This window comes from Pseudomonas sp. Sample_22, assembly GCF_004307635.1.
Classification (GTDB): domain Bacteria; phylum Pseudomonadota; class Gammaproteobacteria; order Pseudomonadales; family Pseudomonadaceae; genus Aquipseudomonas.
The window spans coordinates 106,486-124,945 of sequence record NZ_RCNY01000081.1; the positions used below are offsets into that span (position 1 = coordinate 106,486).

General features: G+C 58.1%; 19 protein-coding genes. 14 read left to right on the forward strand and 5 right to left on the reverse strand.

Annotated features, from left to right (window positions below; genetic code table 11):
- The first annotated feature begins 60 nt into the window (after positions 1–60).
- Positions 61–921, forward strand: coding sequence for a Ku protein (locus tag D8U73_RS20410; RefSeq protein ID WP_056855593.1), 861 nt, complete (start codon positions 61–63; stop codon positions 919–921).
- 69 nt (positions 922–990) lie between these two features.
- Here the strand turns inward: D8U73_RS20410 and lpxO are convergent, their stop codons facing one another.
- Positions 991–1,890 carry a lipid A hydroxylase LpxO gene (lpxO, locus tag D8U73_RS20415; protein ID WP_130905602.1) on the reverse strand — a complete coding sequence of 300 codons (900 nt, stop codon included), beginning with the start codon at positions 1,888–1,890 and terminating at the stop codon, positions 991–993.
- 372 nt (positions 1,891–2,262) lie between these two features.
- Between lpxO and D8U73_RS20420 the strand changes: the two genes are divergently transcribed.
- Both D8U73_RS20420 and D8U73_RS20425 read left to right on the forward strand, forming a co-directional pair.
- Positions 2,263–3,849, forward strand: a complete 1,587-nt coding sequence (locus tag D8U73_RS20420) for an ABC-F family ATPase (RefSeq protein WP_033044478.1) — start codon at positions 2,263–2,265, stop codon at positions 3,847–3,849.
- A gap of 466 nt (positions 3,850–4,315) precedes the next feature.
- Positions 4,316–5,506 (forward strand): MFS transporter, encoded by a 1,191-nt coding sequence (locus tag D8U73_RS20425; protein WP_130905603.1) that lies wholly within the window; start codon positions 4,316–4,318, stop codon positions 5,504–5,506.
- Between the two features lie 17 nt (positions 5,507–5,523).
- On the opposite strand, the gene D8U73_RS20430 is transcribed toward D8U73_RS20425, so the two are convergent.
- Positions 5,524–6,561, reverse strand: coding sequence for a dienelactone hydrolase (locus tag D8U73_RS20430; RefSeq protein ID WP_130905604.1), 1,038 nt, complete (start codon positions 6,559–6,561; stop codon positions 5,524–5,526).
- A 167-nt stretch (positions 6,562–6,728) separates the two neighbouring features.
- The gene (locus tag D8U73_RS20435; RefSeq protein ID WP_056855438.1) at positions 6,729–7,340 is read right to left on the reverse strand and encodes an FMN-dependent NADH-azoreductase; all 612 of its coding nucleotides are present in this window, start codon (positions 7,338–7,340) and stop codon (positions 6,729–6,731) included.
- A gap of 132 nt (positions 7,341–7,472) precedes the next feature.
- On the opposite strand from D8U73_RS20435, the gene D8U73_RS20440 reads away from it, so the two are divergent.
- Positions 7,473–8,381 (forward strand): LysR substrate-binding domain-containing protein, encoded by a 909-nt coding sequence (locus tag D8U73_RS20440; protein ID WP_130905605.1) that lies wholly within the window; start codon positions 7,473–7,475, stop codon positions 8,379–8,381.
- A complete protein-coding gene (locus tag D8U73_RS20445) occupies positions 8,378–8,737 on the forward strand; it encodes an MmcQ/YjbR family DNA-binding protein (protein ID WP_130905606.1) in 360 nt (119 codons plus the stop codon). Before D8U73_RS20440 ends, D8U73_RS20445 begins: the two co-directional genes overlap by 4 nt.
- Here D8U73_RS20445 and D8U73_RS20450 read toward each other — a convergent pair.
- Together D8U73_RS20450 and D8U73_RS20455 are read right to left on the reverse strand one after the other, a co-directional pair.
- Entirely contained in the window at positions 8,734–9,162 is a 429-nt protein-coding gene (locus D8U73_RS20450) for a DUF1294 domain-containing protein (RefSeq protein ID WP_130905607.1), read from the reverse strand. The genes D8U73_RS20445 and D8U73_RS20450 overlap by 4 nt on opposite strands.
- On the reverse strand, positions 9,159–9,989 hold the full coding sequence (locus D8U73_RS20455; RefSeq protein WP_056855442.1) for an undecaprenyl-diphosphate phosphatase: 831 nt from the start codon (positions 9,987–9,989) through the stop codon (positions 9,159–9,161). The genes D8U73_RS20450 and D8U73_RS20455 overlap by 4 nt, the downstream gene beginning before the upstream one ends.
- A gap of 258 nt (positions 9,990–10,247) precedes the next feature.
- Here D8U73_RS20455 and D8U73_RS20460 point away from each other — a divergent pair, with 258 nt between their 5' ends.
- The 9 genes from D8U73_RS20460 to D8U73_RS20500 all read left to right on the forward strand — a co-directional run bounded on the left by D8U73_RS20460 (position 10,248) and on the right by D8U73_RS20500 (position 18,422).
- The gene (locus D8U73_RS20460) at positions 10,248–11,882 is read left to right on the forward strand and encodes a methyl-accepting chemotaxis protein (RefSeq protein ID WP_056855443.1); all 1,635 of its coding nucleotides are present in this window, start codon (positions 10,248–10,250) and stop codon (positions 11,880–11,882) included.
- 130 nt (positions 11,883–12,012) lie between these two features.
- Positions 12,013–12,576 carry a nicotinamide riboside transporter PnuC gene (gene pnuC / locus D8U73_RS20465; protein WP_056855595.1) on the forward strand — a complete coding sequence of 188 codons (564 nt, stop codon included), beginning with the start codon at positions 12,013–12,015 and terminating at the stop codon, positions 12,574–12,576.
- Positions 12,573–13,103, forward strand: a complete 531-nt coding sequence (locus D8U73_RS20470) for an AAA family ATPase (RefSeq protein WP_130905608.1) — start codon at positions 12,573–12,575, stop codon at positions 13,101–13,103. The genes pnuC and D8U73_RS20470 overlap by 4 nt, the downstream gene beginning before the upstream one ends.
- A 349-nt stretch (positions 13,104–13,452) precedes the next feature.
- On the forward strand, positions 13,453–13,887 hold the full coding sequence (locus D8U73_RS20475) for a hypothetical protein (protein ID WP_130905609.1): 435 nt from the start codon (positions 13,453–13,455) through the stop codon (positions 13,885–13,887).
- Position 13,888: 1 nt separating this feature from the next.
- A complete protein-coding gene (locus tag D8U73_RS20480) occupies positions 13,889–14,467 on the forward strand; it encodes an adhesin (RefSeq protein ID WP_130905610.1) in 579 nt (192 codons plus the stop codon).
- 63 nt (positions 14,468–14,530) lie between these two features.
- Positions 14,531–15,538 carry a heme utilization protein gene (locus tag D8U73_RS20485; protein ID WP_130905611.1) on the forward strand — a complete coding sequence of 336 codons (1,008 nt, stop codon included), beginning with the start codon at positions 14,531–14,533 and terminating at the stop codon, positions 15,536–15,538.
- Positions 15,539–15,601: 63 nt separating this feature from the next.
- Positions 15,602–16,282 (forward strand): C39 family peptidase, encoded by a 681-nt coding sequence (locus D8U73_RS20490; RefSeq protein WP_056855448.1) that lies wholly within the window; start codon positions 15,602–15,604, stop codon positions 16,280–16,282.
- A 44-nt stretch (positions 16,283–16,326) separates the two neighbouring features.
- Positions 16,327–17,070 (forward strand): hypothetical protein, encoded by a 744-nt coding sequence (locus tag D8U73_RS20495; RefSeq protein ID WP_056855449.1) that lies wholly within the window; start codon positions 16,327–16,329, stop codon positions 17,068–17,070.
- Positions 17,071–17,117: 47 nt separating this feature from the next.
- Positions 17,118–18,422: a hypothetical protein gene (locus D8U73_RS20500; RefSeq protein WP_056855450.1), complete on the forward strand. Its 1,305-nt coding sequence runs from the start codon at positions 17,118–17,120 to the stop codon at positions 18,420–18,422.
- Positions 18,423–18,460 lie beyond the last annotated feature (38 nt).

Below are 18,460 nucleotides of genomic sequence, written 5' to 3' on the forward strand. Positions count from 1 at the left end.
CCGCTGAAACTTTTGCTCGAGGCCTACGGTCACCTGATCATCACTCGCGAGAACACGACCATGGCACGGGCAATCTGGAAAGGCGCGATCAGTTTCGGACTGGTGCATATCCCCGTGGCGCTGGTCTCGGCGACCTCTTCCCAAGGGGTGGACTTCGACTGGCTCGACAGCCGCAGCATGGAGCCGGTGGGTTACAAGCGTGTGAACAAGGTCACCGGCAAGGAGGTGACCAAGGAACACATCGTCAAAGGTGTAGCCTACGAAAAGGGTCGTTATGTGGTGCTCAGCGAAGAGGAAATTCGCTCAGCGCACCCCGTATCCACGCAAACCATCGACATTTTCGCCTTTGTCGACGGCGAGCAGATTCCGCTGCAAAACATCGATACGCCCTATTACCTGGCACCGGATAAACGTGGCGGCAAAGTCTACGCGCTGTTGCGCGAGACGTTGACCAAAACCAAGAAAGTCGCGTTGGCACGCGTGGTGTTGCATACCCGCCAGTACCTCGCGGCATTGATGCCACTGGAATCGGCGCTGGTACTGGTCAAGCTGCGTTGGCCGGCGGAAGTCCGCAGCCTTGACGAGCTGGCGTTAGGGCCGGACGTCACCAAAGCAGAACTGGCCAAAGGTGAACTCGACATGGCCAAACGCCTGGTGGAGGACATGAGCGCAGAATGGACGCCCGAAGATTACCGCGATGAATTCGAAGACAAGATCATGGCCCTGGTCGACAAGAAGGCCCATGAAGGCAAGATCGAAGACGTTGAAACGGCGACTGGCGAAGAAGAGCGCAAGACCGCGGATGTCATCGATTTGACCGAACTGCTCAAGCGCAGTCTTGGGGGCAGGAGCGCCGACAAGGCGCCAGCCAAGAGCAAATCAGCGAGTAAACCGGCTGCGCGGAAGAAAGTCAGCAAGTGATGCGGTGAATGTTCCGGCGTCATCGCAGGCAGGCCCGCGATGACGTCAGCAGCAGCACTGACAAGAGATTCAGACCAGGACAAAAATCGCCAGCAGACCACCGAAGAAGGCCCATTTCTGCAAGTAATAGAGCTTGCGATTACGCTTCTTCAATTCCTTGCCGCGCAGACGAATCTTGTAAATCCTGCCGAACAGGCGATTGATGCCACCCGTCTTGTCGCCCGCCTCGTTGGGCGCGCCGGCAGCCGACATCACCGTGCGGCTGAACCAGCCATTGAACGCGGCCGCCCAGCGATACTTCATGGGCCGCTCGATATCGCAGAACAGAATGATGCGGTTCTGTTGGGTGGTGTTTTCCGCGTAATGAATGAACGTCTCATCAAACATCACGGCTTCGCCATCACGCCAGTGATAGTTCTCGCCATCGACGTTGATGTAGCAACCAGCATCATTAGGCGTTTCCAGTCCCAGGTGATAACGATAGGAACCAGCATACGGATCACGGTGACGAACCAGTTTGGAGCCCGGCGGCAACTCGGCGAACATCGCGGCCTTGATCGAGCCGATGCTCTGAACCAACTCAGTAGTGCGCGGGCACAGTTTCATCGCCGACGGGTGATTGTCGCCGTACCACTTGAGATAGAAGCGCTTCCAGCCCGTCTTGAAAAACGAGTTGAAGCCAACATCATCGTATTGGTTGGAACGCTTGATCTCGCCGGCACGCAGCAGGTTCTGGCCTTCGGCGCGGATTTCCTGCCAATGGGTTTGCAGGGGCGTCAGGTCGGGAAAGTCCGCCGGATCCAGGTAGGGCTTGTTGGGGACTTTCGAGAACAGATAAAGAAAGCAATTGATCGGCGCCAGAAACGTCGAGTGATCGCTCAACTGGCGCCCCAACTTGTGGCGCACGCGACCGCGCAGATGGACGTACGCGATGGATACAACGTAGACAGCGGCAATGATCAGTTTCACGGAAATCGTCACACATCAGAAGTGAACAAACTGCGCCCCTTGCCAGCCAGCGGCGTGTGGAGGCTTGTGCAGCGTCTTTTGGCCCGTTTTCGAGCCAGGCCGTATGTCGGCCTCGGTGAGAGATGGCATTTTAGCCACACTTTGTAACCAATAGTTAACCTATAACATTGAAAATGCGCACTGCTACCGCCAAAACGACGGTGTGGCCTCCATTGCCCTATCGTTTAAAGAGCCAGACCAGTACAATCGCCGCCAAACTTTACGCGCCACCTCGTTGATGACGGAAAAAACCCGTTTCAGCGCACCTTGACTCGGGTCAAGCGCGGTCCAGCCGCCACCCTGGCTACTCTGAATGCTTCGCAGGAAAAACCTTTGATCTCTACAGCTAACATCACGATGCAGTTCGGCGCCAAGCCGCTATTCGAAAACGTTTCGGTCAAATTCAACGGTGGCAACCGTTACGGCTTGATCGGCGCCAACGGCTGCGGCAAGTCGACTTTCATGAAGATTCTTGGCGGTGACCTCGAACCTTCGGGTGGTCAGGTCATGCTCGAGCCGAACGTGCGCCTGGGTAAATTGCGCCAGGACCAGTTCGCCTACGAAGAATTCACCGTGATCGACACCGTGATCATGGGTCACGAAGAGTTGTGGAAGGTCAAGGCCGAGCGCGACCGCATCTACTCGCTGCCGGAAATGAGCGAAGAAGACGGCATGGCCGTGGCCGAACTGGAAACCGAGTTTGCCGAAATGGACGGTTATACCGCCGAGTCCCGTGCCGGTGAGCTGCTGCTGGGCCTGGGCATTCCGCTGGAACAGCATTTCGGCCCGATGTCCGAAGTCGCTCCAGGCTGGAAGCTGCGCGTATTGCTGGCCCAGGCGCTGTTTTCCGATCCGGAAGTGCTGTTGCTCGACGAACCGACCAACCACCTGGACATCAACACCATTCGCTGGCTGGAATCGATTCTCACCGTGCGTAACAGCACCATGATCATCATTTCCCACGACCGTCACTTCCTCAACAGCGTGTGCACCCACATGGCTGACCTGGACTACGGCGAACTGCGCCTGTTCCCGGGCAACTATGACGAGTACATGACCGCGGCGACCCAGTCCCGCGAGCAACTGCTGTCGGACAACGCGAAGAAGAAAGCCCAGATCGCCGAACTGCAAACGTTCGTCAGCCGCTTCTCGGCCAACGCCTCGAAAGCCAAGCAGGCCACTTCCCGTGCCAAGCAGATCGACAAGATCCAGCTGGCCGAGGTCAAGCCATCGAGCCGCGTGAGCCCGTTCATTCGCTTTGAACAGACCAAGAAACTGCACCGCCAGGCTGTCACCATCGAGCAGATGTCCAAGGGCTTCGACGGCAAGACGCTGTTCAAGAACTTCAGCTTCACCGTTGAAGCTGGCGAGCGCGTAGCGATCATCGGCCCGAACGGTATCGGCAAAACCACCCTGCTGCGCACCTTGATGGGCGAGCTGACCCCGGACGCCGGTTCCGTGAAGTGGACCGAAAGCGCGGAGCTGGGCTATTACGCCCAGGACCACGCCCACGACTTCGAAGACGACGTCAGCCTGTTCGACTGGATGGGCCAGTGGACACAGGGCGAGCAGATCATTCGCGGCACGTTGGGCCGGATGCTGTTCTCCAACGACGAGATCCTCAAGTCGGTCAAGGTCATCTCCGGTGGTGAACAAGGCCGCATGCTGTTCGGCAAGCTGATCCTGCAAAAGCCGAACGTACTGGTGATGGACGAACCGACCAACCACCTGGACATGGAATCCATCGAAGCGCTGAACCTGGCGCTGGAGAACTATCCAGGCACGTTGATCTTCGTCAGCCACGACCGTGAATTCGTATCCTCCCTGGCCACTCGCATCATCGAGCTGAGCCCGAATGGCGTGACCGACTTCAGCGGTACCTATGACGATTACCTGCGTAGCCAGGGCGTAGTGTTCTAAGCCTGCGCTTCAATCGAAAAGCCCTGTCTTTGTGACGGAATGCTCTTCACTTAAGGACGAACACTGTATCTGTGGCGAGGGAGCTTGCTCCCGCTGGGGCGCGAAGCGACCCTAAAAATGGGACTGCTGCGCAGTCCAGCGGGAGCAAGCTCCCTCGCCACAGGTTACTTGTTGTTCGCTCTATCTCTTAAGTGAACAGCATTACGTCCTTGTGACGGGGCTTTTTGCATACCAGGGCTGGAATTTTCAGGTGCCGAATCCATCGCGCGCAGGCTCGCTCCTACAAGGGCTTTGCGCTGAGCACCAAACCGCGGCCAGCCTCAAAACCCGTAGGAGCAAGGCTTGCCCGCGATGTGGGCATCACAATCGACGAAGAGTTTAAGCATTCAATCGTTAGCCAGCTTTCTTTTATCCCGCACCCCAGCCATCATGCAGCTCTCCCACCGCCGCCCGCGAACGAGCCCTCATGTCTGCGCAGCAACAGCCACCGCACAGTTCCATGGCGATCACCTTGCAGATCGTCTCCATTGTTTTCTACACCTTCATTGCTTTCCTCTGCATCGGCTTGCCGATTGCAGTGTTGCCGGGGTATGTCCATGAACAACTGGGGTTCAGTGCTGTAATCGCGGGGCTGACCATTGGTTCGCAGTACCTTGCGACCCTGCTCAGTCGGCCCATGGCCGGACGCATGTCCGATAATGTCGGGACCAAACGGGCGATCGTTTACGGGTTGTCAGGGATTGTGTTGAGCGGTGTGCTGACGCTGCTGTCGACCTTGCTGCAAGGGTTTCCGTTGTTAAGTTTGTCGATCCTGATAGCCGGCCGCTTGTTGCTGGGGATCGCCCAAGGCTTGATCGGCGTCGGCACCATCAGTTGGTGCATGGGCCAGGTTGGCGCGGAGCACACGGCACGTTCGATTTCCTGGAATGGAATAGCTTCCTACGGTGCGATCGCCATCGGAGCGCCGTTGGGGGTGGTGATGGTCGCTCAGTTGGGGTTCGCCAGCCTGGGCATTGCCCTGTCGGTACTGGCCTTGGCGGCGCTACTGTTGATTCGCAACAAACCGTCGGTGCCAGTGGTGCGTGGTGAGCGCTTGCCGTTCTGGGCGGTGTTCGGGCGCATTGCACCGTTCGGTGCGAGCTTGAGCCTGGCGTCCATTGGCTACGGCACCCTGACCACCTTCATTACCTTGTACTACTTGAACCGCGGCTGGAGCGGTGCGGCGTACTGCCTGACGGTGTTCGGCGTGTGCTTTATCCTTGCGCGATTGTTGTTCATTTCCAGCATCAGCCGGTTTGGCGGATTCAGCTCGGCCATTGCCTGCATGACCATCGAGACAGTCGGCCTGGTGCTGCTGTGGCTCGCACCCTCAACCGGGTATGCCTTGATAGGTGCCGGGTTGACCGGGTTTGGCCTGTCGCTGGTTTACCCCGCGCTCGGTGTCGAGGCGATCAAACAAGTGCCCAACTCCAGCCGTGGCGCGGGACTGAGTGCTTACGCAGTATTTTTCGATCTGGCATTGGCGATTGCCGGCCCGCTGATGGGGGCCATTGCGCTGAACATGGGGTACTCGTGGATTTTCTTCAGTGCGGCGCTGTTGTCGATCAGCGGTCTTGGATTGACGCTGCTGCTCAAGCAGCGTTCGATGGCCCAATGAACTGTGGGGGCGTTGAGCTACTGATCGGCGGTTTGCATCCCGGCCCGGGTTGCCTTGCCCAGGGTACGCGAGAAAAAACGTCCAGCCTCGGCAATCAGATTGCGATGAATGTCTTCGCGGTCGACGCCATCAGCATCGGTGCAAAGTGCCGGCATGATCGCGATCTGTTCGTCATTGCAAGGTGCCATGAACACGAAGTGCCCTGCCCCGGACAATAATCTGAAGTCCGGTGCGATGGGCAGTTTGCGCGCCAGCGCTGCGGCGTTCTTGTCAAAGGCCACCAATTTGTCGCCGTCACCGCTGTAGAGCAGCACCGGCACATGCACATCGGCCAACGTGTGTCGGCCGAACTTCAGGCTCAGCGGCGCCATCAGCAGTAACGCATGGACCCGCGGGTCAGCCACCGGTTGCAAATCATCACGGTCGACAATCAACTCACCCTGGGTATTGCAGGCGTCACGGTCATCCGGACGCTCCTGGCAGTAACGGCGCAGGCGATCGAGATCGGGCGTCGCGCCGGACAGAATCAACGCGGTCTCCCCGCCGGCTGAATAACCGATAACGCCCACCTGCTCGGCATTGACGAACGGCGCGAGCATACGATCGCCCAACGTCGCGGTGATGGCTTCGGAGATCTGGATCGGCCGCCCGTACAGGTTGCTCAAGGTGCCGAGTCGGCTGTGGTCCCTGGAATTGTCCCCGGGGTGAATCACCGCCACCACCACAAACCCTTTGCGAGCCAGCGACGTGGCCAGGTCGTGCAGCGCCAGCGGGGTTCCGGTATTGCCGTGGGAGAGCATTAGCATCGGGAAGCGGCCCATGGCGACCCTGGTGTCTTCGCCGGCTTCGACCGTGTAGCCCTCAAGCTTGCTGGAATGTTCTTTTTCGCTGGAGGGATAGAACGCGATGCCGCGCATCGGCTGCAGATCGAGCGGGTCGAGAAAACTCATCTCGTGATAACCGACGCTCCAGTGAGGATGTGGCGCGGGGGCGGCGTGCACCGAATTCAGGCTGCTCAACAGGCATATCACTAAGGTTGCACAAAGACGCATCATGGGATGCCCACCTTGTTACCGGACCATGGAGGTAAACCCTCGATTGCATATCTTGGGCCACAACCTGTAACGACCAGAAACAAAAAACTCCGCACCTGGTACTTGCGTATCCAGAATACAGAGTTTTTTGGGGCTTTACCTGAACGGTTTGCTGCTTTACGCAAGCCTTACGCAGCGGCGAACAGTTGCTCGCTGATTTGCGTCTGGGCGTCGTTCATGGCTTTGGTACGCACTTCATCACCATAGGCGAGGCCGTGGGCGCGAACGAACTCGATATCGGTGATGCCGATGAAACCGAACAGCACTTTCAAGTACTCTTCGTGGGCTACGCCGGTCGCCTGACCTGCGTGCAGGCCGCCGGACGTCGAAACGATCACCACTTTCTTGCCACCGCACAGGCCTTCAGGACCGGCTTCGGTGTAACGGAAGGTCTGACCGGCCACGGCGATGCGGTCGATCCAGGCCTTGAGCTGGGTTGGAATGGTGAAGTTGTACATCGGCGCGGCAATCACTACTGCGTCGGCAGCGAGAAATTCAGCGAGGGTTTGGGCGCTCAGTTCGGCTTCGTGCTGTTGTGCGGCATTGCGCAGTTCAGCGCTGGTCCCGGCAGCAACCAGCGTCGTCGCGGAAAAGTGGCTGATGGCATCAGCGGCCAGATCACGATAGGTCACCACAGCGGATGGCTCGGCAACTTGCCAGGCTTTGACCACTTCACCGCTCAGCTGACGGGAAGCCGAGTTGTCACCAAGAATGCTCGAATCGATATGCAGCAGTTTCATGTGGGATCTCCAGGTGAGGATCGCCCACAAGGGCGATCTGATGGAAACAATCCTACAGACGAAACCAATAGCTGATTAGCATGCAACAATGCGATAGTTTGTCTCACTGATAGAACAATCGAGCACACACGCATGCAAGACCTCAATGACCTTTATTACTTCGCCAAAGTTGTCGAGGCTGGCGGCTTCGCAGCGGCCGGGCGCTCGCTGGGGATTCCCAAATCGCGCTTGTCGCGGCGCATTGCCGAACTGGAAGAGCGTCTCGGCGCACGTCTGCTGCAACGCACCACCCGCCAGCTCAAGCTGACGGCTGTAGGTGAACGCTACCTGCGACACTGCCAGGCAATGCTGCTCGAAGCGGAAATGGCTGATGAGGCTGTGGCCAGCATGTCCAGCGAACCACGCGGTCGTTTACGGGTGTCTTCGCCGGTCGGATTGGCCCATGAAATGTTGCCGGGTGTGATCAGCAATTTCCTCGAAAAATTTCCCCAGGTGCAATTGGAAGTGATGCTGGTCAATCGCCGCGTCGATCTGGTGACCGAAGGCGTGGACGTCGCTTTACGTGTACGCGAGCCCGGCGACGAAGACCCGCTATTGGTTACACGCCGACTGCGTCAGGCGCAAATGCTGATGGTGGCCAACCCCGCGTTCCTCAAGGGACATGACATCAGTCATCCCGATGACCTGAAAAGCCTGCCAGTGCTGGGTGCACTTGAACCCGATCGAATGGTGCACATTCGTCTGGTTGATCGTCAGGGCAAAAGTTACGAGCTGTCCCTTGAAGCACGACTGGGCATTGATGACTTCATCGTGCGCAAGACCTGCGCCCTCGCCGGCCAGGGCTTTACCACGTTGCCGATGATGTACTGCGAGCAGGAACTGGCAAACGGCTCTCTGGTGCAGTTGCTGCCCGAGTGGTCCTTGCCGGGAGGCTGGCTGCAAGCCGTCTACCCTCATCGACGTGGGGTGATGCCGGCGGTTCGCGCCTGGCTTGACCATTTGATCGAAACATTCAATGCCTGCGGAGATCGCTTGATATGAAGGCTGGGCGCATGAGCGAAGACGAGGTCGCAGCATTCTGCCTCGCACTGCCGGGTGCACGGGAAGACTACAAATGGGGCGGCGTACGGGTGTTTTCGATTGCCGCAAACAAGATGTTCGCCCTGCAGGGCCTGCGCGGTGCGTCACTGGCGTTCAAGGTCGACAAGGATTTGTTTCTCGGTCATTGCGATCGCCCGGGAATTCATCCGGCGCCTTATCTGGCACGCGCCCAGTGGATCATCATGGCCACGCCCTATCCGCTGGGCGGCGAGGAATTGCAGGCGCTGCTAAGGCGCTCCCATCAACTGGTCGTCAGCAAATTGCCCAAGCGCAGCCAGGTCGGCTTACTGCTTTAGAACAGCGCGAACAGGTGTGCGCCGAGGAACAAGTGGTCGATCCAGAACACCTGGTGCATCAGCACGATCAACCAGAACACCACTTGGAACGAAACCTTGCGCGTCTTGTGCCGAAACGCCTGTTGAGCCAACAAGGCGCCCGGCCAGCCACCGGCGAACTCCAGCGCATGCAGCACGTTTTCCGGGGTTCGCCACTGATCGGCGCGGGCCTTGCGCTTGTCGCTCCAATACAGCAAAAACGCCAGCACACTGACGATGCCATAGGCCGCCAGGGGAATCGTCGACACCCCATACAGCCATAACGACATCGAACCGAACAGAGGCAGCGCACACAGGATCGCAAACACCAGCCACTTCAGGCGAAGGTTTTGCACCCCTCCCCCGGATTGCCGACCGGGGTTGTTGCGTGCGCTGGAATCACTCATGGCTGGGCCGCTGTCCAATCGACCCAGCCGAACTGCCAGGTGGCCAGGATCAGCAGGCCGAAGGCAATGCGATACCAGGCGAACGCCGCATAACTATGGCTGGCGATGAATTTGAGCAAGCCACGTACGGCGATCATCGCAAAGATGAAAGCGGTGACGAAACCTATCGCGAACACCGGGAAGTCTGCCGGCACGAACAGGTCGCGGTACTTGTAGCCCGAGTACACCGCGGCACCGACCATGGTCGGCATGGCCAGGAAGAACGAGAACTCGGTAGCGGTCTTGCGCGACAGGCCGAACAGCAGTCCACCGATGATCGTCGAGCCGGAGCGCGAAGTGCCGGGAATCATCGCCAGGCACTGGGCGAAACCCACCTTGAGCGCATCTTTCCAGGTGATGTCATCGACGGTTTCGGCATGCACTTCATGCTGACGCTTTTCGGCCCACAGCATGATCACGCCACCCACGACCAGGGCTGCGGCCACGGTGATCGGGTTGAACAGGTAATGGTGAATCAAGTCAGCGAAGATCACCCCCAGAACCACGGCCGGCAGGAAGGCAATCAGCAGGTTCGCGGTGAAACGTCGCGCACTCGGCTGGGTTGGCAATCCAATGACCACGTCGAAAATCTTGCGGCGAAACTCCCAGACCACCGCCAGGATCGCCCCGAGCTGGATGATGATGTTGAACGCCATGGCGCGTTCACCACCGAACTCGAGCAAGTCCGCAACAATGATCTGGTGCCCGGTACTGGAAATGGGCAAAAACTCCGTCAGTCCTTCTACAACGCCAAGAATCAAAGCCTGAAAGGCAGTCCAAAGGTCCATCGATCCCCCAAAAGGCTATGCATCTGCGCATGCCCCGTCATTAATACCAAGCGTTCACTGCGATCAGCGTCGTTGAAGTCCGCGTGCGCAAAGTCCCCCCTGGCCCCTGAAAATCGCGTGGAAAATCAATTTGGATTCAGGTTTTTGCGCGCCGGGCCGAAATCCTAACAGACAAGTCTGAAAAGCGCTGCCGCGTTATCGGACCTGGCAGGATGCTGGCGATCACTTTACAAAAACAAGAAACCGGAGCACCGCGTTATGAACAGCTTGCGCAATATGTCGATCAGCCGTCGGTTGTGGCTCATCTTGATCGTGGCCGTCATGATGCTGCTGGCCTTGGGCGTTTTGATGCTCAAGCAGATTCACGATGACCTGTATGACGCCAAGGCTCAAAAAACCCAGCATGTGGTGCAGACGGCCAGCGGTATCTTGAGTTATTACCATGGCCTGGAGACCACCGGCACGCTGAGCCGTGAAGACGCCCAGAAACAGGCGCTGACCGCCGTACGCGGCCTGCGCTATGACCAGAATGACTACTTCTGGATCAACGATCTGACGCCGGTGATGATCATGCACCCGGCCAACCCGAAGCTCGACGGCCAGAACCTTTCGGCGATCCGCGATCCCGACGGTTTTGCCGTGTTCAACGAAATGGTCGCCGTGGCCAAGAGCAAAGGCGCCGGGATCATCAATTACCGCTGGCCGAAACCGGGGGCCAGCGCGCCGGTCGAGAAAACCTCCTACGTCAAACTGTTCGAGCCCTGGGGCTGGGTGCTCGGCTCGGGGGTGTACATTGATGACATGCAGGCCGAGTTTTACGGGCAAGTATGGAAAGCAACGATCATTGGGGTGACCATTGCGCTGATCATGGTTGCGCTGGTGATCCTGATTGCCCGCAGCATCGTGCGTCCGCTCCAGGAAACCGTGAACGCAATGGCCAACATTGCCAGCGGTGAAAGTGATCTGACCCGCAGCCTCGACACCCATGGCCAGGATGAAGTCACGCAACTGGCGCGGCACTTCAATGCTTTCACCGCCAAACTGCGCCTGGTGATCGGCGAGTTGCAGGCATCTGCCAGTGCCTTGGGCCAGTCGTCCAGCGAACTGGGCAACGACGCCACTCAGGCCCAGCAACGCAGCCAGCAACAGTCGCAGCAAATGGAACTGGTGGCCACGGCGATCAACCAAGTCACCTATGGCGTGCAGGATGTGGCCAAAAACGCCGAACATGCCGCCAGTGAAATGCGCGACGCCGAAGCCCAGGCTCAACAAGGCCAGATCAACATCGACGGCAGCCTGCAACAGATCGATACGCTGTCTTCGACCATCGATCAGGCCGTGGAAGTCATTCGTACCCTGGCCGCCGAAAGCACGCAGATCGGCAGCGTGCTGGAGGTGATCCGCTCCATCGCCGAGCAGACCAATCTGCTGGCCTTGAACGCGGCCATCGAGGCTGCCCGTGCCGGCGAGCAAGGTCGCGGATTTGCCGTGGTGGCCGATGAGGTTCGACTGCTGGCCCAGCGTACACAGAAGTCCACGGCGGAGATCCAGTCGATGATCGAACGCCTGCAAAGTCATTCCGAAGCGGCGGTCAAGGTCATCGGCGACAGCAGCCGTGCGTCGCAACTGACGATTGAACAGGCTGGCCTCGCCGGCGCGAGCCTTAATGCCATCGGCCAGGCATTGCGCAATCTGAACGGATTGAATGCCTCGATTGCCAGCGCGACCTTGCAGCAGGCGCATGTGGTCGAGGACATCAATCAGAACGTTACGCAAGCAGCCGGGTTATCCCATTCCACTGCACTGGCGGCGGAGCAATCCAGTGCCGCCAGCGTGCGGCTCAGGGGCTTGAGTGAGCAGTTGAACGGGCTGCTGAAGCAGTTCAGGGTATAAGCCTTAAAAGAACGCAGGCTTGGGCAGCGGCTAAAGGCTTGCCGAAGTCTGCGTTCTGTTGATCTGCAAACCAAAATCCGCTGCCTGCGGTTACAATCCGCCCCTCTTCGATTTTCTCCAAGGAACCGACATGTCCGGGCTTGAACTGTTTGCCGCCACCCTCGGTGTGATTGCCGTCTGGTTGACGGTCAAGCAGAACCCCTGGTGCTGGCCGATCGGCCTGGTCATGGTACTTATCTATAGCTGGATCTTCTTCGAGGTGAAGCTGTATTCGGACATGTTGCTGCAAGTGATCTATGCCGCGTTGCAATTGTATGGCTGGTGGCAGTGGACACGTGCGGGCGATGCCAGCCATGGCCGTGAAGTGAGCCGGCTGGACACGCAATCAGTGACCCTCGGATTGATCCTCGGTGCCATCGGCAGCCTGCTGCTGGGCGCCGCGATGGCGCACTGGACGGATGCCGCCCAACCCTGGCTCGATGCGGCCCTCACGGGTTTCAGCCTGGTGGCGCAAGTGTGGATGGCGCAAAAGCGCGTCCAGTGCTGGCCGCTCTGGATCGCAGTGGACGTGATTTTCGTCGGGCTATTCATTTACAAAGGCATGTACTTGACGGCCGCACTGTACGGTCTGTTTTTGCTGCTGGCCGTGCAAGGTTGGCGTGAATGGCGCGCGGCCCCGGCGTTACGCACATGAAAGTACTGGTACTCACAGGTCCCGAGTCGAGCGGCAAGAGCTGGCTGTCGGGCGAGCTGCAAGCGCATTTCGGCGGGGTGCTGGTTGGTGAATACGTGCGCCGATTCATTGAAGAGAACCCGCGAGATACCTGTCTGGCAGACATCCCGACCATCGCCCGCGGCCAGTTGCAATGGGAAGACGAGGCTCGCACCTTGCTACCGCAACTGCTCATCCTCGACACCCATTTGCTCAGCAATATCCTCTGGAGTCGCACGCTCTTTGGTGACTGTCCAGGCTGGATCGAGCAGGCACTCCTGGCCCGGCGATATGACCTGCACTTGTTGTTGTCACCGGACAACGTTGAGTGGACCGACGATGGTCAGCGCTGCCAGCCTGAGTTGAAAGAACGCCAGGTTTTTTTCAACGACATCCGGGCGTGGCTTGAACAGCATGGGAAACCGGTGAAAGTCCTATGCGGCAACTGGGCTGAGCGACGCGCCCAGGCGTTTGATGCGGTTGCGAAATTGATTGGCCCTAGCCCCTGATTCTGGGGGTATTTACCCATCCTTTGCCCTTTTCTGGGGAAAAAGTGTCCGCTCCTGAAACACCCTTGTACCCGCAGAAGGCCTATCTCAACACTCTTCCCTCGTTGCCAACGCATTTGTTAAAGCGTTGATACACCTTCGCGCAAAGTACTGTTCTAGAGCATCGCAAGCACTTTGGCCCGGCGTAAGCACGACGAGCTGTCTCATGGTTGAAACAGCGTCGTTGCCGTGCGCCCGGACAAAATCCACAAACTATTGAATCCAAACACAAATTCAAAACAGGCATAGCTTTCGCTCTCTCCTTCACAACGCTGACCAGGGCCAGCCCACAAAAAGAAGGAATTGTACCGTGGGGACTTACACGAAAGGCTTGACCTGCCTCCTGCTGATCGCAAGCGCCGCCAGCTCGGTGCTCAGTTTCAATGTCCAGGCTGAAGGCGATGGCGTTATCGTTCTTCAACGGACTGTCCAGCCGGTGCACATCGGCCGCAATCAGGGCAAGGATCCGAATCCGGTTACCGTCAATACCAACCCCTCGGCACGCATCACTGGTGAACTGAGCGATGGCGATTTCGCCAACGTCGCCAGCGGCACCTCTTTCCGTGGCGCCAACAACCAGGCCATGGGCGGCATGCAGGGTCTCAACACTGTCACCAACCCCAACGGCATGCCCGGCATGGGTGCCGGCCATCAGGGCGGCAGCGGCAATGCGATTTCGGGAACCATCAACCGCGCCATGAGTTCCGGCCTCGCCCCACTGGGCAGACTGGCTGGAGGTCAATGACATGAATCGCTCCCTGTTTTTCCTCGCTTTGTTCGGCTGCGCCAGCGTCATGGCTGATTCCGGCGTGAAGGCCATCAACAACGCGGACATCCAGGATTCCGGCACGCAATACAGGGGCAACTTCAACGTCAACCAGGCCGCTGGTGACCAACAGCAACAGACCAACGTTCGAGCGATCGCCATTGGCACAGAAGCCGGTGCGACCACCATTGTCAACCAAAGACTCAATACGCCCGCCAATCCGTCAATGAACGCGACGGCCACCATCGGCGGCACTTCTTTCAGCAATGGCAACGGTGTACTGGGCGTCAACCAGAGCGCCGGGGCCAACAACCAGATGGCCAACGTCATGCGCATCAGCATCAGTGCTGCTCCGCAGGCGATTGACGATAGCGCCCTTTCGCAACAGAACGTGGCGTTGCTACCAGGCTCAGGAGCAACTGGCACCCCAACCGGCAGTCGCCAGGTCGTGACAAGCGACCAGGCTTTCACCGGCAGCCGAGGGGTGATTCAGGTGAACCAGAGTGCCGGGGTGGGAAACCGAATGGCTAACACCCTGAGCATCCGGGTCGCTGACTGACCCAAACGCAGTGCGATTAGAAAGTACCAACACTTAACCAACTAATAAGCACGGAGAAACACCATGAAACCTACAATGGCCTTAAAACCACTGGTTTTCGCTCTCGCAGCAGTGATGGCAATCGCAGCACAAGCAGGCGGTCGTGATGATCACGGTCATGGCAATGGTCACGGCAACGGGCACGGCAACAACGGACCTAGAGGCCCGTCTCTGGAACAAATTCTGCAGATCACCGCCGGTGCCGGGGCCACCGTCATGGATCAGCAAAGCAGCAGCGGCAACGAAGTACTGAACCAGGGCACCACCAACCGTGCCACTGTCGAAAACTCGGCTAATGGCTCCAACGGCAATGTGGGCCTCAACAACGCTGGTGGTGACGGCAACCAACAAGACAACGCCGCTGCACTGGCTACGGCTGACGAAAGCTTCATCTTCGGCACCGCAGTCGCCGCTTCCAGCGCTACTCAAGTGAACGGCGGCAACACCGTATCCAACTACTCCAGCACTGCTCGCGCAACCCTCGACAACGTGGGTAATGGTGGTTCCGGCAACATGGGTGTGAACAACGCTGCCGGCAACTTCAACCAACAGAAAAACAACCTGGCAATTGCCGTATCGGGCGGCCGTGTCGCACAAGCTGCTGCAGCGGCCAACCAAAGCTCCACCGGCTTGAGCGTTACCAACAATGCTGATCAGGTCTACTCCACCGACACGCTCACCGGGACCTTCAACGCTGCCGGGAAGTTCGTCGCAGTCGGCAAGGCAAAAACCGAAGGCAACGGCGGCGGCCACGGTGGCCCACGTCATGGCGGCGGCCACGGTGGTGGCCACGGCGGCAACGGCGACACCACTTCCGACTTCGTAGCCGTAGGTGTATTCGGTCTGGCTGGCGTAACCACTCAACAAGTGATGACTCCAGACGGCTGGAAAAACCCTGTCACCAACAATGCCAGTGTCAGCAACGTAGGCAACAACTTCTCCGGCAACGCAGGGTTCAACAACGCTGCCGGTGTTGGCAACCAACAAAGCAACTCGCTGTCCATCGCTGCCGGCTGCAGAGCCTGCCTGTAATCGCGATAGCACTGAAAGCCCCGGCAACGGGGCTTTTTTCCTCAGTCCCAAGGCGTATCGACCATGCGTAAGACTGCCCTTATCGCCCTTCTCTGCCTGTCTGGCCTGACCGAGGCCGCACAGATGTCAGTGGCCGCCCTGCCTGGCGGAACACTCATCTACAAACAGGTGCAGAGTTTGCGTGAGCGCAAATTCAGCAACATTGTCGAACAGAAGACCGATTTCAGCTGCGGCGCCGCCGCGCTGGCAACGATCTTGCGCCAGGCCTATTGGCTCGACGTCGATGAAGAGCACGTCATCAAAGGCATGCTGGTCAATGCAGACCAGGACCTGGTTCGTACCCAGGGTTTTTCCATGCTCGACATGAAGCGCTACATAGAAAGCATCGGCATGCGCGCCCGGGGCTACAAGATCCCGCCGGAAAAGCTCGACGCAGTAACAATCCCGGTGGTGGTACTGACGGAAGTTCGCGGTTACAAGCACTTCGTGGTGTTGCAGCGTGCTGACAAAAACTGGGTCTACATCGCCGACCCGGTACTCGGTCAAAAACGCTACTCCCATGATGACTTTGTCAAAGGTTGGAACGGTATTGTCTTCGCTATTGTGGGTGCCGGTTACGAAAAAACAAATGTACTGCGCAGCCCACCGGAACCCCTGACAGCCAAGAACAAGCTGGATAACTTCAACCCGGTCAAAGATGCTGAATTGATGGATTTTGGTTTCATACAGAGCGACTTCTTTTAATCGCCAACAAGAAGATTTGGAGCAGGACGCTCCGGGAGCAGCACATGAAAACCTCTTATTGGGTGGCGGCTGCGTGTCTGGTAGCCAGCACCTCAGGTTTTGCCAATGGATTCAAACCCATCGAGATAAAAGATCAGGAGCTGGCCGAGCTGCGTGGTCGATATGTGATGCCGGGCAGGATCATCAGCTTCGGTGTGGTCATGAGCAGTACCTGGCGCAATGCCAGTGGCGATCTGATCGGGGCAACCACCTCAATGCAGATACAGGCCGCAACGGTAAAACCCGAGTTCTACGTTTCAACCTATAGCCAAAGCGGTAACGGTGGACCTGCCGAACAAGGCACCGGCAGTGTGATTGGAGGTGCAGGACTCAACAGCACTCAGGGTATCAACCAGAGTGTGCGCGCCGCAGGTGACGGCAACAGCGCTTACAACAACATCGCCATTGATGTGAAAGAAGCCAGCCATGCGCCGGCTTTGGTACCGGCCCAAGGGCAGGCACTGATGGCCGGCCATACCATCACCGGCAGCAGCGCCGCTGGCAGCATTGCGGTTTCTGCCAGCAATGGCGGCGTGCAAATGGCTATTCAGGCCAACAACAATCAAGGTTCGGCCATCCAGCAAGTCGCCCAGGGCGGCCTGCTGCAAAACACTCGATTGCTGGGCAACAGCAACATGGTCAGCAACCTCACTCAGCTCAACGTCGTTCTCAATAACAATGGCCCGACTGCAGGTGCTTTGGACTGCAACCTGAACCAACTCACTGCCCTTCGCTCCCTGGGATATTGAACTACGCTGAGTCTCGACCATTAGGCATTAAAGGGACGGCTTGATTCATGTATCGATCAGTATCACTGCGTGCAGTTGTATGTTTGAGCACTCTGTTCCCGGCGGTGATGGTGCAAGCAGCACCGAATGCGGAAGTAGAGCTTCTGAAACAGGAACTTATGGAGCTGAAGCAACGATACGAAGCACAACAAAAAGCCCTGGCGGTACTCGAACAACGGGTCCGCCAGGTTGAGGAACAACCGGCAGCCCCTCCTCCGAAACGCCTGGCCAAATCGCCAGCAGACATGAAAGGCAACTCGCAAGTCGCGGTCGGCACCGGTGCTGCTGCGGCTTCGGGAGGCGCAGCCGGGGGCGGCAGTTCCTACGGGCAGTCGCTGGCAGACGATTCCCAACCGGCACAAAGCGTTTCCAACCTGTATGACGAGGCCAGCGGATTCTTCGGCGGCGGCAGGTTCAGCGTGGAAACCGGGCTGACCTATTCGCGGTACGACACTCGCCAGTTGATCCTTAACGGTTTCCTCGCACTGGATTCTATCTTTCTGGGCAACATCAACCTTGACCGGATCAAGGCCGATACCTGGACACTCGACCTGACCGGTCGCTACAACTTCGACAACCGCTGGCAATTCGACCTGAACGTGCCGGTGATCTACCGCGAATCCACTTACCAGTCGGGCGGAGGCAATGGTGGCTCCGCCGGTGTGACAACCGAAGAAACCGTAACCCGCGATCCGGAAATCGGTGACGTCAACTTCGGTATCGCCTACAAATTCCTCGACGAGTCGGTCAACACGCCCGATGCGGTGGTCACCTTGCGCGTCAAGGCTCCTACCGGCAAGGACCCGTTCGGCATCAAGCTGCGCCAGGTGGACGCCAACTCCAACCTGTTCGTACCTGACACTCTGCCGACCGGTAACGGCGTCTGGTCGATCACGCCAGGCATTTCCCTGGTCAAGACCTACGACCCGGCCGTGCTGTTCGGCAGCCTGTCATATACCCATAACTTCCAGGAGTCATTCGACGACATCAGTTCAACGGTCGGACAGGACAACCCGGGCAAAGTGGACATCGGCGACAGCTTCCAGCTCGGTGCCGGTATTGCATTCGCCCTCAACGAGAAGATGAGTATGTCGTTCTCGGTATCCGATGTGGTGCAACGCAAAAGCAAAATCAAACAGGATGGCGGTGATTGGGAGTCGGTGGTGTCCAGTGACGCCAACGCGGGCTACTTCAACATCGGCATGACCATTGCCGCCACCAACGCCCTGACCATCGTTCCCAACCTGTCCATCGGCATGACGGACGATGCCCCGGACTTCCAGTTCAGCCTGAAATTCCCGTACTACTTCTGACCCACAACATAAAGCCTGGCTGCGATCTCAATCACAGC

What these genes read in the sequence shown, in the direction of transcription:
- D8U73_RS20490 (WP_056855448.1), top strand. Translation starts at nt 15,602, where the DNA reads ATGCGTAAGACTGCCCTTATCGCCCTTCTCTGCCTGTCTGGCCTGACC.
- D8U73_RS20450 (WP_130905607.1), bottom strand. Translation starts at nt 9,162, where the DNA reads ATGAGTGATTCCAGCGCACGCAACAACCCCGGTCGGCAATCCGGGGGA.
- D8U73_RS20470 (WP_130905608.1), top strand. Translation starts at nt 12,573, where the DNA reads ATGAAAGTACTGGTACTCACAGGTCCCGAGTCGAGCGGCAAGAGCTGG.
- D8U73_RS20485 (WP_130905611.1), top strand. Translation starts at nt 14,531, where the DNA reads ATGAAACCTACAATGGCCTTAAAACCACTGGTTTTCGCTCTCGCAGCA.
- D8U73_RS20500 (WP_056855450.1), top strand. Translation starts at nt 17,118, where the DNA reads ATGTATCGATCAGTATCACTGCGTGCAGTTGTATGTTTGAGCACTCTG.
- D8U73_RS20460 (WP_056855443.1), top strand. Translation starts at nt 10,248, where the DNA reads ATGAACAGCTTGCGCAATATGTCGATCAGCCGTCGGTTGTGGCTCATC.
- D8U73_RS20410 (WP_056855593.1), top strand. Translation starts at nt 61, where the DNA reads ATGGCACGGGCAATCTGGAAAGGCGCGATCAGTTTCGGACTGGTGCAT.
- D8U73_RS20435 (WP_056855438.1), bottom strand. Translation starts at nt 7,340, where the DNA reads ATGAAACTGCTGCATATCGATTCGAGCATTCTTGGTGACAACTCGGCT.
- D8U73_RS20455 (WP_056855442.1), bottom strand. Translation starts at nt 9,989, where the DNA reads ATGGACCTTTGGACTGCCTTTCAGGCTTTGATTCTTGGCGTTGTAGAA.
- D8U73_RS20480 (WP_130905610.1), top strand. Translation starts at nt 13,889, where the DNA reads ATGAATCGCTCCCTGTTTTTCCTCGCTTTGTTCGGCTGCGCCAGCGTC.
- D8U73_RS20440 (WP_130905605.1), top strand. Translation starts at nt 7,473, where the DNA reads ATGCAAGACCTCAATGACCTTTATTACTTCGCCAAAGTTGTCGAGGCT.
- D8U73_RS20430 (WP_130905604.1), bottom strand. Translation starts at nt 6,561, where the DNA reads ATGATGCGTCTTTGTGCAACCTTAGTGATATGCCTGTTGAGCAGCCTG.
- D8U73_RS20425 (WP_130905603.1), top strand. Translation starts at nt 4,316, where the DNA reads ATGTCTGCGCAGCAACAGCCACCGCACAGTTCCATGGCGATCACCTTG.
- D8U73_RS20445 (WP_130905606.1), top strand. Translation starts at nt 8,378, where the DNA reads ATGAAGGCTGGGCGCATGAGCGAAGACGAGGTCGCAGCATTCTGCCTC.
- D8U73_RS20495 (WP_056855449.1), top strand. Translation starts at nt 16,327, where the DNA reads ATGAAAACCTCTTATTGGGTGGCGGCTGCGTGTCTGGTAGCCAGCACC.
- pnuC (WP_056855595.1), top strand. Translation starts at nt 12,013, where the DNA reads ATGTCCGGGCTTGAACTGTTTGCCGCCACCCTCGGTGTGATTGCCGTC.